The sequence below is a fragment of the Paenibacillus tepidiphilus genome, assembly GCF_008635795.1.
Lineage (GTDB): Bacteria > Bacillota > Bacilli > Paenibacillales > Paenibacillaceae > Paenibacillus_AQ > Paenibacillus_AQ tepidiphilus.
Window position 1 is genome coordinate 1 of the sequence record NZ_VWRQ01000038.1, and the last position, 15,129, is coordinate 15,129.

Annotated in this window: 13 protein-coding genes; 3 read left to right on the plus strand and 10 right to left on the minus strand. The window is 56.6% G+C overall.

Annotated features, from left to right (window positions below; translation table 11 throughout):
* Positions 1–286: 286 nt before the first annotated feature.
* The 5 genes from F1379_RS28430 to map all read right to left on the minus strand — a co-directional run bounded on the left by F1379_RS28430 (position 287) and on the right by map (position 5,371).
* The gene (locus F1379_RS28430; RefSeq protein ID WP_150275846.1) at positions 287–565 is read right to left on the minus strand and encodes an STAS domain-containing protein; all 279 of its coding nucleotides are present in this window, start codon (positions 563–565) and stop codon (positions 287–289) included.
* Positions 558–2,576, minus strand: a complete 2,019-nt coding sequence (locus tag F1379_RS28435) for a methyl-accepting chemotaxis protein (protein WP_150275847.1) — start codon at positions 2,574–2,576, stop codon at positions 558–560. Before F1379_RS28435 ends, F1379_RS28430 begins: the two co-directional genes overlap by 8 nt.
* 46 nt (positions 2,577–2,622) lie before the next feature.
* A complete protein-coding gene (locus F1379_RS28440) occupies positions 2,623–3,021 on the minus strand; it encodes an ATP-binding protein (protein WP_150275848.1) in 399 nt (132 codons plus the stop codon).
* 15 nt (positions 3,022–3,036) lie between these two features.
* Entirely contained in the window at positions 3,037–4,464 is a 1,428-nt protein-coding gene (locus tag F1379_RS28445) for a SpoIIE family protein phosphatase (RefSeq protein WP_150275849.1), read from the minus strand.
* 160 nt (positions 4,465–4,624) lie between these two features.
* The gene (gene map / locus F1379_RS28450; RefSeq protein ID WP_150275850.1) at positions 4,625–5,371 is read right to left on the minus strand and encodes a type I methionyl aminopeptidase; all 747 of its coding nucleotides are present in this window, start codon (positions 5,369–5,371) and stop codon (positions 4,625–4,627) included.
* A gap of 184 nt (positions 5,372–5,555) precedes the next feature.
* Here map and F1379_RS28455 point away from each other — a divergent pair, with 184 nt between their 5' ends.
* A complete protein-coding gene (locus tag F1379_RS28455) occupies positions 5,556–6,926 on the plus strand; it encodes a glycosyltransferase family protein (protein WP_162551309.1) in 1,371 nt (456 codons plus the stop codon).
* A 27-nt stretch (positions 6,927–6,953) separates the two neighbouring features.
* Positions 6,954–8,027, plus strand: a complete 1,074-nt coding sequence (locus tag F1379_RS28460) for a glycosyltransferase WbsX family protein (protein ID WP_150275852.1) — start codon at positions 6,954–6,956, stop codon at positions 8,025–8,027.
* An 11-nt stretch (positions 8,028–8,038) separates the two neighbouring features.
* Here the strand turns inward: F1379_RS28460 and F1379_RS28465 are convergent, their stop codons facing one another.
* The 4 genes from F1379_RS28465 to lspA all read right to left on the minus strand — a co-directional run bounded on the left by F1379_RS28465 (position 8,039) and on the right by lspA (position 13,023).
* Complete coding sequence (locus tag F1379_RS28465) at positions 8,039–8,446, minus strand: hypothetical protein (RefSeq protein ID WP_239004848.1); 408 nt, start codon at positions 8,444–8,446, stop codon at positions 8,039–8,041.
* 220 nt (positions 8,447–8,666) lie between these two features.
* Positions 8,667–10,391, minus strand: coding sequence for an assimilatory sulfite reductase (NADPH) hemoprotein subunit (gene cysI, locus F1379_RS28470; RefSeq protein ID WP_150275854.1), 1,725 nt, complete (start codon positions 10,389–10,391; stop codon positions 8,667–8,669).
* A gap of 73 nt (positions 10,392–10,464) precedes the next feature.
* Positions 10,465–12,309 carry an assimilatory sulfite reductase (NADPH) flavoprotein subunit gene (locus F1379_RS28475; protein ID WP_150275869.1) on the minus strand — a complete coding sequence of 615 codons (1,845 nt, stop codon included), beginning with the start codon at positions 12,307–12,309 and terminating at the stop codon, positions 10,465–10,467.
* 246 nt (positions 12,310–12,555) lie between these two features.
* The gene (gene lspA / locus F1379_RS28480) at positions 12,556–13,023 is read right to left on the minus strand and encodes a signal peptidase II (protein WP_150275855.1); all 468 of its coding nucleotides are present in this window, start codon (positions 13,021–13,023) and stop codon (positions 12,556–12,558) included.
* A 186-nt stretch (positions 13,024–13,209) separates the two neighbouring features.
* Here lspA and F1379_RS28485 point away from each other — a divergent pair, with 186 nt between their 5' ends.
* Complete coding sequence (locus F1379_RS28485) at positions 13,210–13,893, plus strand: DUF421 domain-containing protein (RefSeq protein WP_150275856.1); 684 nt, start codon at positions 13,210–13,212, stop codon at positions 13,891–13,893.
* Between the two features lie 97 nt (positions 13,894–13,990).
* Here the strand turns inward: F1379_RS28485 and F1379_RS28490 are convergent, their stop codons facing one another.
* Positions 13,991–14,965, minus strand: coding sequence for an aldo/keto reductase (locus F1379_RS28490; protein WP_150275857.1), 975 nt, complete (start codon positions 14,963–14,965; stop codon positions 13,991–13,993).
* Positions 14,966–15,129 lie beyond the last annotated feature (164 nt).

Genomic DNA, 15,129 nt, shown 5'->3' on the forward strand with positions numbered 1-15,129 from the left:
TCTTGGTGGGGGAGGCCTCCCCCACCAAGAGAACCATCTCACCGATGTCCCAGAAGAATACTTTTACTCTTTTACACAAACTTCTTGACGCTACCGAAATCCGTAATACAGGCTGAAATAGTGTGCAAAAATCGAACTAAATGCAGTGAACGATTGAGATTGGCCTGAGCTTGGCCCTGACTACGCGAGAGCTTGGATATCCAGCCACTATCCTGCCCGGCATTTCTTATTTGCTCTACTTTTCAGCGGTATAAATCAAGTCAATCAATATAGACCATTTCAAACACTAGACAATTTCAAATACATTCGTCAGCCGGGTTAATTCGAACACTTTAAGCACATTCGGATGCAGGGAAGTCAGCCGGATCGTTCCGCCGTTCTCGGCGCACTTCTTGTAGGAGCTGACGATAACGCCTAATCCGGTGCTGTCAACAAATTTACAGCCGGCAAAGTCAAGCAGCAGGTTCACCTCGCCCTGCTCGATCAATGTCCGGACCTGGTCTCTGAACAGACCGGCTTCATCTACGGAGAACATCTCCGGTATTGTTATTCGCAGCTCAGTCATTATGTTCACCTCTAATTTTAAATTGCTCGACCAGCAGCTCGAGATCGTTGGCCATTGTGCTGACTTCTTCGGCGGAAGTAACGAAATTGCTGATGGTCGCCGCCTGCTCTTCGGTGGCACTGGAGACATTCTCCGTATTGGCAGCGGCCATTTCGGAGATGGTGCCCATGGAATCAATCAGCTTGATAATCTGGTCGGAGGTTGCCACCTCATCGCGGGTAATATCCAGAATCTCGCGCACATTGCCCCGGATCAATTCCACGGCATCAATGATGTGCAGGAAGGCGCGGTCCGTCTCCCCGACAATCCGTACGCCGCCCCCGACCGCCTCGGATGCACCGCGCATGGAATCGACAGCCTGGGCGATACGGTCGATCATGTCCCGTACCAGCACTGCGATTTCGTTGGCCTGGCGGTTGGTCTCATCCGAGAGCTTGCGCACCTCTCCGGCCACAACACTGAAGCCTTGGCCATGCTCACCCGCACGGGCGGCCTCAATAGCCGCATTCAGCGCCAGCAGGTTCGTCTGTCCGGCGATGGCGTTGATCGTGCCGATAATAGCTGATACCTTGCCGGACAGCTCACTTACCGCCGCGAGCTGCTCTTCGGTCGCTTGGGTGCTGCTGCTGATCATATCCATGGCTTCAACCGTGTTCATGACCTTGGCCCGGCCTTCCTGTGCCGCCGAATTCGTAACCTCGGCATTGTGCGAAGTCGCCGCAGCCTTGCTCTGGGCCAGCTGCACCAGACTGGAGAGCTGTACCAGCACCTGGGAGGCATTGACGACAGAGTGGTTGTTATTCTCCGCGCCTGCAGCGATTTCCTGGGTGCTGGAGCTGATCTCCTCCACCGAAGCATTGATCTCTTCCGAAGCTGCCAGGATTTCCTGCGACATGGAGGCCAGTTGGCCCGATCCGCTTCTGACCTTCTCGATGATGGCCTCCTGCTTGTCAATCATCGCATTGAAGGAGTCGCTCAGCGCCTGTAATTCATCCCGGGAGCGGATATCCGTATGCACGGTGAGATCGCCGCTTCCGGCCAGCGACATCGCCTGCTGCAGCTTGCGGACCGGCTTGATTATATTGCGTGTCGTAAAGAAATAGCCTGCCGCAAGCGCCACAACAATGAACACGGCGACGGTCAGCAGCGTGGTATTGCGGATCTCGATAGCCGGCTTCATATAGTCGTTATAATTCGCGGTTGTCGCAACCACCCAGTTGCCTGCGGGTTCAAAGGACACGAATTTATAGGTGCCTTCATAGGAGTAGAAGCCGTGCGCTGTTTCGCCCTGCTTCATCTGCTGCACCAAAGCGTTCAGTTCCCGGTTCGGATTATTGTCCAGGCTCTCCTTAAGAATCTTGGCGCTGTCGGGATGGTAGACAATCAGGCCGGAGCGGTCGACAATATAGCTGTACCCGCTGTCTCCTACCTTTACCTGGGCAGCAGGTGCGGAGATGACATGATATGGAATTGTACCGATTAGCACCCCGGTAATCCGCTCGCCGATCTTCAAAGGATGGGCAATGGCAATAATTTGCGTGCCCGTATCCCTGGATTCAATAACTTCGCTTATTGCATCTTTACCTTGCAGCGCCTGCTGAAAATACACACGGTCCTGCAAATCCAGCTCCGGGTCCCGCGAGCTGCCGGTAAGGAGCGCCTTCCCGTCTACACCGGCAATGATGAGCGATTCCAGAGAATCTGCATTATCCTTTTGCATGCCCGAAATATAGTGGTACGCAGCGGCTGCAGAGACCTCTAGCGCAGGATTAGCGGCATATTCGGCCAAAACGGAGTTATTGCCGGCAATTTGCAGATAATGGTCCACCGCTTCAAGCTTGGCATCGACGGCATCCGCAGCCCGTCCGGTCGTTGTCCGCAGCTCTTCCTCAATTGTGGCCTGCAGGCTGTCCGCAGCCAGCTGGTAGGAGACGAAGCCGGAGCCCGCCAGCGGTACCGTTATAATCAGAAACAACAGCATGCTCATTTTCACCTTTAAACTTAACTTCAACGCGTTCTCCCCTTCACGATCACAATTCGTCCTGTCAGCCCGGCGGCTAGACGGTTTGGCTGACACTTACATTTTTGCTGATGTACATAATATTGCGGATCATCTCGACGCGGTCGGCAAGGCAGCCGATCAGAAATAATCCCCGCCCCCGTTCATTGAGCAGCTCATCGTCGGCAATTTCACCCGGAATCACCAGCTCGCGGCTCTGTCCGCAATCCTCCACCTGAAGCTCCAGCCGGCCGCCTTCCAGCCCGTAACGGACCAGAACCGGCTTGGCGGAGTCGCCTTCATTGCCGTGTGTATGGGCATTGGTGACCGCTTCAACGAGGATCAGGCGGAGATCGAAATCATGCTCATGCAACGCAAGCTCGGCGATTATTCCGTCGATCATCCCCTGAATATGTGCTGTCCCGTAAAGCTTCACTTCCTTATGTAAGGTTCTCATAATCCTCTCCCTGCCTTATTTGATCTTCAGACTCAGCCAAGTGCAATCATCCTGCAAGGTTAAGCCGGCTATCCGTTCCTCCAGCTCCTCCAGGGTCCGGCCAAGCTCATGCTCTTCGAAGAGCAGCTCCATTCCGTCGCTGTAGAAGCAGAACCGGTCGCCCGGCAGAAAAGGGACGATTGCCTGTTCGAACTCGCTGCCGGCGAACATCCCCAGCGGTGCCCCCTTGACCGTGACAGTCCGGCTGTCCGCTCCGGCGGGTACCACGATAAATTCATTGATGCCGGCACCTGCAGCCGTTAATCTCCCCTTCCCGAAATCCAGGACAAAGCAGCAGGCGGCGATGTAATCTTCACCGAGATGCTGCACAGCCTTCAGGTTCAAATCCTGCAGGATGCGTACGGGCTCCGCGGTATGCTGCAGGCTGTCCAGGAAGAGGACGCGCAAGGCGGATATGCTCAGAGCCGCGCTGATTCCCTTGCCCGCAACATCGCCGATGATGCCAACCACACGCTGCTCATCCAGCTTATGGAACAGATAGAAGTCCCCGCTCAGAGATTTGGCCGGGATGTACATTCTGGACAGCTCGGCACGCTGCTTCAGCGGAAAAGGGGCCGCATGACGGTGCTCCTGCATAATGATCGCCCGCTCCATCTCCTTCCTGCTCTCGGTGATATCCCGGAACACCAGCTGCAGCGCAGTTTCCCCCTCATAGGTGATCGGAACGCCCGAGATTTCCAGATCAAATACGGTACCATCATGCCGGATATAGCGCTGCTTCAGCCGGAAGTTCTCCTTCATGGAACCCGTCTTTTTCAATTTCATTGATTCGGAACGGGTGAGCGGCTCTTCGCTGAAAAAATCGTCGATGCTCTTGCCATGCAATGTCTTCTCCGGGCAGCCGAACATTTTGCCCGCCTGACGGTTGGCGAAAAGGATGACACCGGCGCTGTACACCAGGATCGCCTCCGGGCACAGGTCCACCAGATTGCGGTATCTCTCCTCGCTCTCCTTCAGTCTCTGCTCTGAACGGACCCGTTCGCTCACATCATGAATGACGGTGTAGACGCAGTTCTTCCCCAGCATCGTAATCATCCCGGTATGCATCTCCACATCGATGATCTGTCCGCCGGAAAGCTTATGCCTGTCCGTAAATACACGCTTGCCGGTATATTCTCCCCCCGGAAAGGCACCCGACCGGAATTGCTGCAGTCCCTCTTCTCCGCCCGAGCTTAAATCGGTGATATCCAGCTTGCGGAACAAGCGCAGATTATAGCCGTAATAATCGCAAGCCGCTTTGTTCGCGTCCACAATCCCCCCGTTCTCCGGGTCAATGAGCAGGGTAATCAAATGGTTATTGTCATAAATGCAGCCGTAATGCTCCATGCACTGCGCAGGCGTCGGCTGGTGCTGCTGATTCTTGCACTGAATGTCAGTTGCCATAAGACGTTCCTCTATTCCTTTAAGCCTAAAGTCATATTATTATATGAGTTTCTTCCGCAAACTTCCGTGAATTCCGACACATTCGGCATAAATACAAAAATAAACCCGGACACTGCTGCATAACCAGCAGTGTCCGGGTTCGTGAATGTGAAATCTGTGACTACAGCTCCGTCAAAATGACAGGACCTTGCGGAGTAATGGCGATGGTATGCTCATATTGTGCGGACAGCCCCCCGTCGATTGTCCGGGCGGTCCAGCCGTCGGCATCAACCTTCGTCCGGTAGCTTCCGGTATTGAGCATCGGCTCGATGGTGAATACCATGCCTTCTTTGATGCGCGGTCCTTTCCCCGCCGGTCCGTAATGCGGAACCTCGGGCGCTTCATGCATTTCGCTGCCGATGCCGTGGCCAATGAAGTCGCGCACGACCGAGAAGCCTCTGCCTTCGGCAAATTTCTGGATGGCATGGGCGACATCGCCGATCCGGTTGCCTGCCACCGCCTGCTCAATTCCCTTGAACATCGACTCCTTCGTCGTGTCCAGCAAATAAGCCGCCTGCTCGCTGACATTGCCGACGGCATAGGACCAGGCCGAATCGGCCAGCCAGCCGTTCAGGTTGACTACCATATCGATGGTTACAATATCGCCGTCTTTCAGCGCTTCTTCTTTAGGAAAGCCGTGGCAGATCACGTCATTCACAGACGCACAGGTCGCGTAAGGGTAGCCGTGATAGCCTTTTTGCTCCGGTGTGGCACCATGGGCCAGCATGAATTTTTCGGCAAATTGGTCAATTTCCCAGGTGGTGATACCCGGCTTGATCATTTTGGCAATCTCCTGGTGACATGCGGCGAGAATTTTTCCCGCTTCCCGCATTTTTGCGATTTCTTCCACAGTCTTCATAATAATCATGTTCTTCGCCTCTTCTGTACAGAACACATTACCTAAAATAATGGCTTCTGGTGATGTTGATGATGCTCTTATATATTATGTAAGAAAACCGCCGGAAATCCAAATCTTTCTCCGCCGAAGTAGCATTTTTTACTCCCGCTCATACAATAGAAGCGTGCACGGAGGTAAGGAGGGAGTCCAGCATTTGAAGATCAAAAAGCACAAGCGCAAGGCTGCCGCCGTGCAAACGGTCCGGCTGCATCCCAAAACGGAAAAGCTCATTGCCAGAACGGTGGCTCATGCCCTGAAAACCATGAATGTCATTCCGCCTGAGTTCCGGAGCGCTGCTCAGCCGTCCTCCAGGCCTGCGGATACACCGCGGCAATCCTTGCCGCGGTTACCGTCAGCCGTCCCCTTTCCGTTGCCTGTCGTCCAGGCTGAACCTTTACCCGGAATCTCCCTGCTCCAGCAGAACGGGCCGCCAGCCGCGCCCGCAGAGCCGCCCGTGCCACAGCATAGGCTCCCCGGTATAGACGGGGCATTGCCGCAAGAGCTGCCGCAGGAGCTGCCGCCACAGCCTGCTCCAGCCGCTGTGACCCTCCCGGCAGAGCCTTTGCCTTCTTCTGCTGCGCTTCAAGTCCAGTCACAGCCGATGGCACAAGGTGCCGGAGCGGTAGACTACAAGACCAAGCGTGTGCTTCTTGTGGCACCTCTGCAGAGCGAGGAGTTATGGCCTGTCGAGCAGATGATTGCCGAGCAGCTGCGGCACCTGGTCCATGAGGTCATCTCCCTCAAGGCTTATCCCGGCTTCGCGGCAGCGCTGGAGCAGTTCCAGCCCGACCTGCTCCTGCTGATCGGCAGTGCGGGAGATTTCACCGACAGCGATCTGGAGCGGGTCCGCTGCGGTAACGCCGTCAGGGCGATCTGGATGTCCGACGGCGAGTCTACCGATGAGTCCGCTCTGCGGCTGGCGGCCATGTTTCCTTATGTTTTTACGCAAAATGTCCAGTATATCCCCTTCTACCGCCATCCGGGCTGCCGGCAGGTAAGCTGTCTCCCTTTTGCCGCCGACCGCACCCGTTTCTATCCCATGGCTGTAGAAGAAGAATTCCGCAGTGAAATTCTGCTGCTCGGTGATAACCGTCCGCATGGCAGGGATTATGTTGATACCATCCGCCATGTCTTCGGCTTCAGGGAAGGGATGGTGTCCGGCACGGGCTGGGAGGCTTATCCGGAGCTAACCGTGCTGCCTCCGGAGACCGACCTGCAGAAGTATTACAATGGTGCCGGCATTATTATCCACTGGGGCCAGCCCGCTTCGGTACTGTATGATATCGCTGCCTGCGGGGCATTCCAGCTTGCCGAAGCCCATCCCAATATATACGAGTATATGCATCCCGGAGAAGATGTAATCCCCTTCCATACGGCACAGGAGCTTCTGGAGAAGCTGCATGTCTACTCCACCGATCCGGAGCGCAAGCGCGCCGTAGCCAGCCGTGCCTTATGGAGAAGCACCTATGATTATTCCTGTCTGCAGATGGCGCTGAAGCTGCTGTATACCGTGTTTCACCGCTGACGCTCTGAAGTGGAGGTAGAAAGCGTCTTGAAGCTGATCGCTTATGTATTGCCGCAATTTCACCGCATTCCCGAAAATGACGACTGGTGGGGTGAAGGCTTCACGGAGTGGACCAATACCCGTAAAGCCGTCCCCCTGTATCCCGGCCATCTGCAGCCGAAAGAACCGATGCAGCAGTATTATTACGATCTGACGGATGCCTCGGCCCGGATCCGGCAGGCCGAATGGGCCAAAGCCCATGGCATCTACGGATTCTGCTATTATCACTATTGGTTCAAAGGCAAACGGCTGCTGGATAAGCCGGTCAGGGAAATCCACCGGTCGGGCGAGCCTTCCATGCCCTTTTGCCTCTCCTGGGCCAATGAATCCTGGACCCGAAAATGGGACGGCGGGGAGCATGAGCTGTTGATCAAGCAGGAATATGGCGATGAAGGCGATTGGGAGCACCATTTCTACGAGCTGCTTCCGCTGTTCAAGGATGAACGTTACATCCGGATCGACGGCAAGCCGGTCTTTATTATTTACCGTCCAGGGAACATTCCCCGCTGGAAGGACATGTGCCGTCAATGGAACAGGCTTGCCGAAGAGAACGGCCTTGACGGGGTATATTTTGTCCGCACGCTGGGCGGCTTCGAGGTTCCCGAGCAGCCGGGCTTTGACGCCAGTGTGGAATTCGAGCCGCATTACACCTTCGCCCACGGCGATTCCCGGCGGCTCTGGCAGCGGATGAACCTGGATGGACAGGAGCATCTCGTCTTCGATTACGATCAGCTCTGGCTGTCCATCCTCAGTCGCATCCACCGCAGAAGCGGCGAGAAGATCTTTCCGGGAGCCTATGTGAACTGGGATAACACGCCGCGCCTCGGCACACGGGGCCAAAGCTGCATCGGGGCTTCCCCGCGTAAATTCGGCCATTATTTATCCAGGCAGATGGAGCGGGCCAAAACGCTGTACCAGAGCGAATTTCTGTTCATCAACGCCTGGAATGAATGGGCGGAGGGCGCTTTTCTGGAGCCGGATGAACGTAACGGATTCGCCTATCTGGAGGAAGTCAGGGCGGCGCTGAAGCTGGCAGGATATGAGCAGGCCCTCATCCGCTGAACCTTAGCCCCTTACGCAGGTACAATTGCCAGACTGGGCGTCCCGAAGCTTACGTCAACAAACAGCACATAGTTGAGTCCGTCGGTACCCTTCAGCAACAGACCGGGCTGCGAAGGGGAGCCGCCGGCGTAGAATCTGACCTGCTGGATGCTGAAGCCCCCTGCGGGCAGAGCGGGCAGATTGTTTGCGCCTACGCGGAAATTGGCCCATACGCTGCCTTCAGCATCAAGATCGCCGCCTGTTCCCAGATGGTTGGCTACCGTCTGGTTGCCGTTCACTTGCAGATCTCCGGCAATCGTCTCGCTTCCGGTGACATTGAGATGCGTGCCGACCGTCGTATTTCCGTTCACTTGCAGGTCTTGCTGTATAGTCTGACTGCCGGTTACCAGGACGCTGTCAAAGGTAGGCAAAGCTATCATCCCTTTCATTTGTGATAGGATATTATATGTCCATAGCAGCCTGCCGCTATAGTACAACCATACAAATTCACAGGACAAATACCTCTGGCGAAACGCTCGGCAGAGGTAGGTGTACGCGGCGCCCTCCTGCTCCAAGCAGCTGCAGCCCGCGAAAAGGCAAGCCGGCCGGTGCGGAATCTGCTGATCCCGCACCGGCCGGCTTGCCATTGTACATTACATATTATTTATGGAAATTCAGGCCTGAGGTTGTAGCCTTGACATACCCGCTGCGGATGACAAAATCTCCGAAATGCTCTCCGCCCAGGCGTTCCTTGGCATACTGTTGAATGATCGGCGTGAGCGTCTCCAGAATCTCGCGCTCGTCGATATTCTCCTTGTACAGCTTGTTCAGTCTGTCTCCGCTGAAGCCGGCTCCCATATAGAGATTATAGCGTCCCGGAGCTTTGCCGATGAAGGCAATCTCCCCGAGCGCCGGTCTGGCGCATCCGTTAGGACAGCCTGTCATGCGGATCACGATCTCCTTCTCGCTGAGGCCCGCCTCCTGGATGACCGGCTCCAGCTTATCCAGCAGCTGCGGCAGATAGCGCTCGGCTTCCGCCATCGCCAGCCCGCAGGTCGGCAGTGCCACACAGGAAAGTGCGCTGCGCCGCAGTGCGGTATGCATGGCCCCATCGGTCAGGCCGTAACGCGCCGCAAGCTCGGCGATTTTGCGTTTCTTGGCACTGGTTACACCGGCAATGATGACGTTCTGGTTCGGGGTCAGCCGGAATTCACCGGTATGAATCTTGGCGATCTCCCGGAGCCCCGTCATCAGCAGATAATCTTCCGTGTCATGAATCCGGCCGCTCTGGATGTAAAGGGTCAGATTCCACTTGCCGTCATAGCCCTTCACCCAGCCGTAGCGGTCCCCGCTGTGGTCGAATTGATAGGTGCGGGCCTCTTCCAGCTGCCAGCCCAGTCTGTCGTGCAGCTCTCTCTGGAACCATTCGATGCCGTGACGGTCGATGGTATATTTGAAGCGGGCATTCTTGCGGACCGAACGGTTGCCGTAATCGCGCTGGATGGTGACGGTCTTCTCCGCCACATCTATCACCTGCTCCGGCCGGCAGAAGCCGATCACGCGTCCAAGCTGCGGATAGGTGTTGACGTCGCCATGGGTCATGCCCATGCCGCCGCCGACTGCAACATTGAAGCCGGCCAGCTTGCCGTCTTGCACAACCGCAATCAAGCCAAGGTCCTGGGAGAAGACATCCACATCGTTGGACGGAGGCACAGCCAGACCGATCTTGAACTTCCGGGGCAGATAGACCGGTCCGTAAATCGGCTCAATCTCCACGCCCTCCAGGCTGTCCACGACCTTCTCGCCGTCCAGCCAGATCTCATGGTACGCCGGAGTACGGGGAGCGAGGTGATCGCTCAGCCGCCGCGCCCATTCATTGACCTCGGCATGCAGCTCGGACTGGTAAGGATTCGGGCTGCTCATCACATTGCGGTTCACGTCTCCGCAGGCGGCCAGCGTTGTCATCAAGGTATCGTTGATCGTCTTGATGGTCTGCTTCAGATTCCATTTCAGCACGCCGTGCATCTGGAACGCCTGCCGCGTCGTCAGGCGCAGCGTTCCGTTGCCGTATTTGTGGGCCAGCTCATCGAGCACCAGCCACTGCGCGGCGCTCGCCACGCCGCCCGGGGCCACCACGCGCAGCATGAACTGATAGGCGGGCTCCAGCTTCGAACGCTCGCGCTCCAGCCGTAAATCCCGGTCATCCTGCATGTAGCTGCCGTGGAATTTCAGCAGCCGGTTGTCATCCTCCGGCAGCCCTCCGGTAATGGGATTACGCAGCGTCTCCTCGAGCGCTCCCCGCAAATAATTGCTCTCAATCTTAATATGCTCTACATCGCTTGGCGGGCCGCCGATCGGCTTCACCGCCGGGTCATGATTTGCCATAGCCGCACTCTCCTTCCACAATCATCCGCTGTGCTTTCCAGTTATTCGTCGGGTTCTATTCATAATAGTTCTATTAATATACATCACGCTGGTATCGCTGCTCCTGCTGGAGGGTATCCAGATAAGCGGCCGCCGCTTCTGCGCTCATGCCGCCTTCTTCCTCAATAACCGTCAGAAGCGCGGTGTGCACATCATGCGCCATATGCTTCTCGTCGCCGCATACATAGATATGGGCGCCTTCCTGCAGCCAGGCATACAGCTCGCGGCTGTGCTCCAGAAGCCTGTGCTGCACATACACTTTCTCCGCGGTGTCGCGGGAGAAGGCTACATCCAGCCTGCTCAGCACGCCGTCCTTCAGCATGCGCTGCCAGTCGGTCTGGTAGAGGAAATCCGTCACGAAACGACGGTCGCCGTAGAACAGCCAGGTCTTGCCCGCAGCGCCCTGTACCTCCCGCTCCTCCAGGAACGAACGGAACGGGGCCACGCCGGTTCCGGGGCCGATCATAATAACCGGCGCATCCGGATTGGCGGGAAGCTTGAAGTTCGGGTTGCTCTGGATAAAGACCGGCAGCTTGGCCCCCGGCTCCGCCCGCTCGGCGCAATGCACCGAGCATACGCCGTAACGCTGGCGGCCGTGCGCTTCATACCGGACCGCACGGACCGTAAAGTGCACCTCATCCGGATTGGCACTCCAGCTGCTAGAAATCGAATAGAGACGGGCCGGCAGCTTGCGCAGAATCGTCACGAATTCAGCCGCAGGCACCTCCCACGGTGCAAAATCCACCGCGAGATCCAATAAATCGCGGCCCTGAATGTAATCCTTCAGTGCCTGCTGCCGCTCAGGGAGCAGCAGCTCCTGCAGCCCCGGTGCGGAGGTCAGCTTCGCGGCCTGCTCCAGAAGCGGCTTGGTCAGAACGGTGATCTCGTAGTGGCGGAGCAGCGCTTCACGCAAGGTTCCCTTGTCGCCCTTCTTGTTCAGCGGCACCGTCTGCTGGGCATCCCAGCCCATGGCGGTGATCAGGTCTTCTACAAGCTGCGGGTGGTTCTCGGGATAGACGCCAAGCGAGTCGCCCGGTTCGAACGAGAGCCCCGAGCCCTCCAGCGACAGCTCGATATGGCGGGTCTCACGGTCCGAGCCGCGGCCGTTCAGATTCAAATTCTCCAGAACCTCGGCATAGTACGGCTGATTGCGCGAGAACGGGGAAGCCGGAGCATCGGCATGCTCCGCTGCCTGAACGGCCGCTGCGGCAATATTCGGCGCGTTCAGCCGCGCATTGAGTGCACTGATCACCTGTGTAATCCATTCGGCGGCCGGGTCATCATAGTCCAGGTCGCAATCTATTCTCGGACTCAGCCGCGCGCCGCCAAGCTCCTCCAGACGCTGATCGAAATCCTTGCCGGTCTGGCAGAAGAATTCATAGGAGGTATCGCCCAGTCCCAGAACGGAATAATGCAGCCCTTCGAGCTGCGGCGCGCGCTTGCTGTACAGGAATTCATAGAAGGAGCGGGCATTGTCCGGCGGTTCCCCTTCGCCGTGGGTGCTCACAAGCAGCAGCAGGTTCTCTGTCTTCTTCAGGGTATTCGGCTTGAAGCTGTTCATCGCCGACAGATTCACCGAGAAGCCCTGCTCTTTCAGCTTGCCGGACAAGCTGGTGGCCAGCCGCTGGCAGTTGCCGGTCTGGGAGCCGAACAGGATCGTTACCTCACGGGAGGCTGCAGGCGCTGCAGCCGGTATGGCGGCTTGCTCCGCCGGTACGGACGGCTCTGCGGCGGAAACGGCAGCTCCCGCATTCACGCCGAGTGCGGCCAGATAACCGCCCAGCCAAATGCGCTGCGTCTCGGTAAGCGTCGGCACAAGACGGTTCAGAAGCTCAACCTGGCTCTCGCTGAAAGGACTGTTTGTAACATGTAATTGCACCAATATCGACCTCTCCTTAGCATAACAATCTAGTTCCTCTCAAGCATCATAGACACAGGCTAACACAATTCCCGGAATCGGGCAACGAGTCGAAAATGAACTATTATATTCCTCAATTGGTAATTTAAAGTGTATAACAACGAAAAAACCGCTTAAATCGCACTAAATTACTCCGATTTAAGCGGCTGCATTATCATTCCTGATACGTTCTATTAGATAAAATGATAGGTCAAACGGACTTCCGGCTTACAGCCGGTTTCTTCTGAGCCGCCTTTCGCTGATTTCGGCCCGGACCAGGTAGACCAGCCCCAGCAGCCAGCCCAGGTTGATCGCGAGGTCCGCCAGGTTAAGAATGCCGCCGCTCTGGCCGAACACCAGATAATCGGTTACCTGTCCGTAAAGCGCACGGTCAATTCCGTTGCCGACGGCGCCGCCGACCATAAACCCGCTCGCTGCCTCTAGCAGCGGTCCCCGCAGCTTCCCTTTTCTCCGGTACAGCAGCACCGCCGCCACGAACAGGGCTGCAACTGCGGCAAAATACCGGCCAGAGCCCTGAAACAAGCCGAAAGCCGTTCCCGCATTCTCATAATAGTTAAAATGCAGGTAGGGTCCGAAGCCCGGGATGATTTCTCCCAGCTCCATATGGGTGCGCACTATCCATTTCGCCGCCTGATCGGCCACTAATACGATAACGCTAATGATATAAAACAGCATGTACAGCCTCCTATGGTCCGGCGATATTAACATTCAGCCGCTTGATCCTTAACCACCAGCTTAACATAGACCGGTTCCGCTTACATCCCGGGAACACCCGCAGGAAATTTTTCCAGCTGTTACATTCCGCACTTGTGATGGTTAAACACTGATAGATTGTATATTACGGACAGGAGGGATTACGGCATGGATTACGGGCTGATCTTTATCAAGCTGATCGCCGGATTTACCGGTTTATGGGCCATGACCAGGCTGCTCGGCAAAAAAGAAATCACCGCGCTGACTCCCTTCGATTTTATCTCGGCGGTCATTCTGGGCGATCTGGTCGGGGAAACGATTTACGAAGAGAAGCATTCCATCCTGATGCTGATCTTCACCCTGGCTATCTGGACTATACTGTCCATCCTCTTCGAGAAGCTCACCCTGAAGATGCCCAAGCTGCGCAAACCCCTGGAGGGCGAACCGGAGATTCTGATCCGCGACGGTCAAATTGACCTGAACAAGCTGCGCAAGAATAATCTCGATTTCGATCAGCTGCGGACGATGCTCCGGGCGAAGGACACCTTCTCCGTCAGCGAGGTGGCGTACGCCATCTATGAAACCAACGGTTCACTCAGCGTTCTGAAGAAATCGCAGTATGAATCCGTTACGCGCGGTGATCTGGATTTGCCGGAGCAGGAGTTGACCCTGCCGATGAGTATCATCGAGGACGGCATCGTACAGGACAGCACCTTGCGGAAGCTGTCCAGAAACGAAGAATGGCTGACAGCAGAGCTGCACAAGCAGGGATATGCCGGACCCAAAGCTGTCGCTTACGCCGAGATCACCGAGGAAGGCGAGTTAGCCGTCATTTCCTCCGTATCTCACTAATATGCCGGCAACGCCAAAGCGGACAGGCTGGGGGCAGCCTGTCCGCTTCGGGCTTTACGGTATGCTTGCATCTGCGCCGGTCAGGCTTGCCGCCCGGTTACCACGCGTAGGCTTCCGGAGCCGGCCGGCCCGGACCCGGGAAGATTTCGCCAAGCTTCGTCAGGGCTGCTTCATCCAGCTCAATCTCTGTTACACGCAGCGCGTCTTCGAACTGCTCCAGCGTGCGCGGCCCGATGATCGGCGCGGTAACGGCCGGATTCGCCAGCAGCCAGGCCAGGGCAACCTGGTCCTCATGCTCACCCAGCTCCCGGCAGAGCGCGGAGAATTGCTGCAGCTGCTCCCGGTGCCGCTCCAGCTTCGCCGAGCGGGCGCTGCGGACTCCGGTCTTCGCCAAGGCGTTGCGGCCAAGCAGTCCCCCGGCGAGCGGACTCCAGGGAATGACCCCAAGGCCATGCCCCTCTGCCGCCGGCAGCACTTCCAGCTCGGGCGTCCGCTCCAGCAGGTTATATAGATGCTGCTCGGAGACCAACCCGAGGAAATGCCGGGCTTTGGCCTCGGCCTGGGCCTGCGCAATATGCCATCCGGCAAAGTTGCTGGAGCCGATATAATCCACCTTGCCCTGGGCGACCAGATTCTCAAATGCTCCCCACAGCTCGTCCCAGGAGACCTTACGGTCAACGTGGTGCATCTGGTACAGCTCAATGTGATCGGTCTGCAGCCGGCGCAGCGAGCCCTCGGCATGCCGCCGGATTTTATACGCGGATAACCCGCGCGATGAATTGGGTCCGTCGAGCTCGTCATACATATCGCTGTATACCTTGGTGGCCAGGACGGTCTTCTCGCGCCGTCCTCCGCCCTGCTTGAACCAGCGGCCGATAATTTCCTCCGTATGGCCCCTGTGCTCTTCTCCGCCGTAGACGTTCGCCGTGTCGAAGAAGTTGATCCCGGCATCCAGCGCCGCGTCCATGATCCTGAACGCTTCCTTCTCTTCCGTCTCCGGTCCGAAATTCATGGTGCCCAGACACAGCCGGCTTACCTTGAGTCCCGATTTGCCCAAATAAGTGTACTTCATGGCGATTCCTCCCTGTTCAATAGAATAATCGCAAGTCCAGTACTACTATAAGCCTTAGAGTCCACTGTAAGGCAAGGGTTATCCGGTAATTACCGGGGATAAAAAACAGAGCAGCGAACCTCCGCTTACAGAAGATTCACTGCTCTGCTAAATGTATCTTGCCT

Coding starts and splice junctions, on each gene's coding strand:
- F1379_RS28430 (WP_150275846.1), bottom strand. CDS start 565: ATGACTGAGCTGCGAATAACAATACCGGAGATGTTCTCCGTAGATGAA.
- F1379_RS28440 (WP_150275848.1), bottom strand. CDS start 3,021: ATGAGAACCTTACATAAGGAAGTGAAGCTTTACGGGACAGCACATATT.
- F1379_RS28445 (WP_150275849.1), bottom strand. CDS start 4,464: ATGGCAACTGACATTCAGTGCAAGAATCAGCAGCACCAGCCGACGCCT.
- map (WP_150275850.1), bottom strand. CDS start 5,371: ATGATTATTATGAAGACTGTGGAAGAAATCGCAAAAATGCGGGAAGCG.
- F1379_RS28465 (WP_239004848.1), bottom strand. CDS start 8,446: ATGATAGCTTTGCCTACCTTTGACAGCGTCCTGGTAACCGGCAGTCAG.
- cysI (WP_150275854.1), bottom strand. CDS start 10,391: ATGGCAAATCATGACCCGGCGGTGAAGCCGATCGGCGGCCCGCCAAGC.
- lspA (WP_150275855.1), bottom strand. CDS start 13,023: ATGCTGTTTTATATCATTAGCGTTATCGTATTAGTGGCCGATCAGGCG.
- F1379_RS28485 (WP_150275856.1), top strand. CDS start 13,210: ATGGATTACGGGCTGATCTTTATCAAGCTGATCGCCGGATTTACCGGT.
- F1379_RS28490 (WP_150275857.1), bottom strand. CDS start 14,965: ATGAAGTACACTTATTTGGGCAAATCGGGACTCAAGGTAAGCCGGCTG.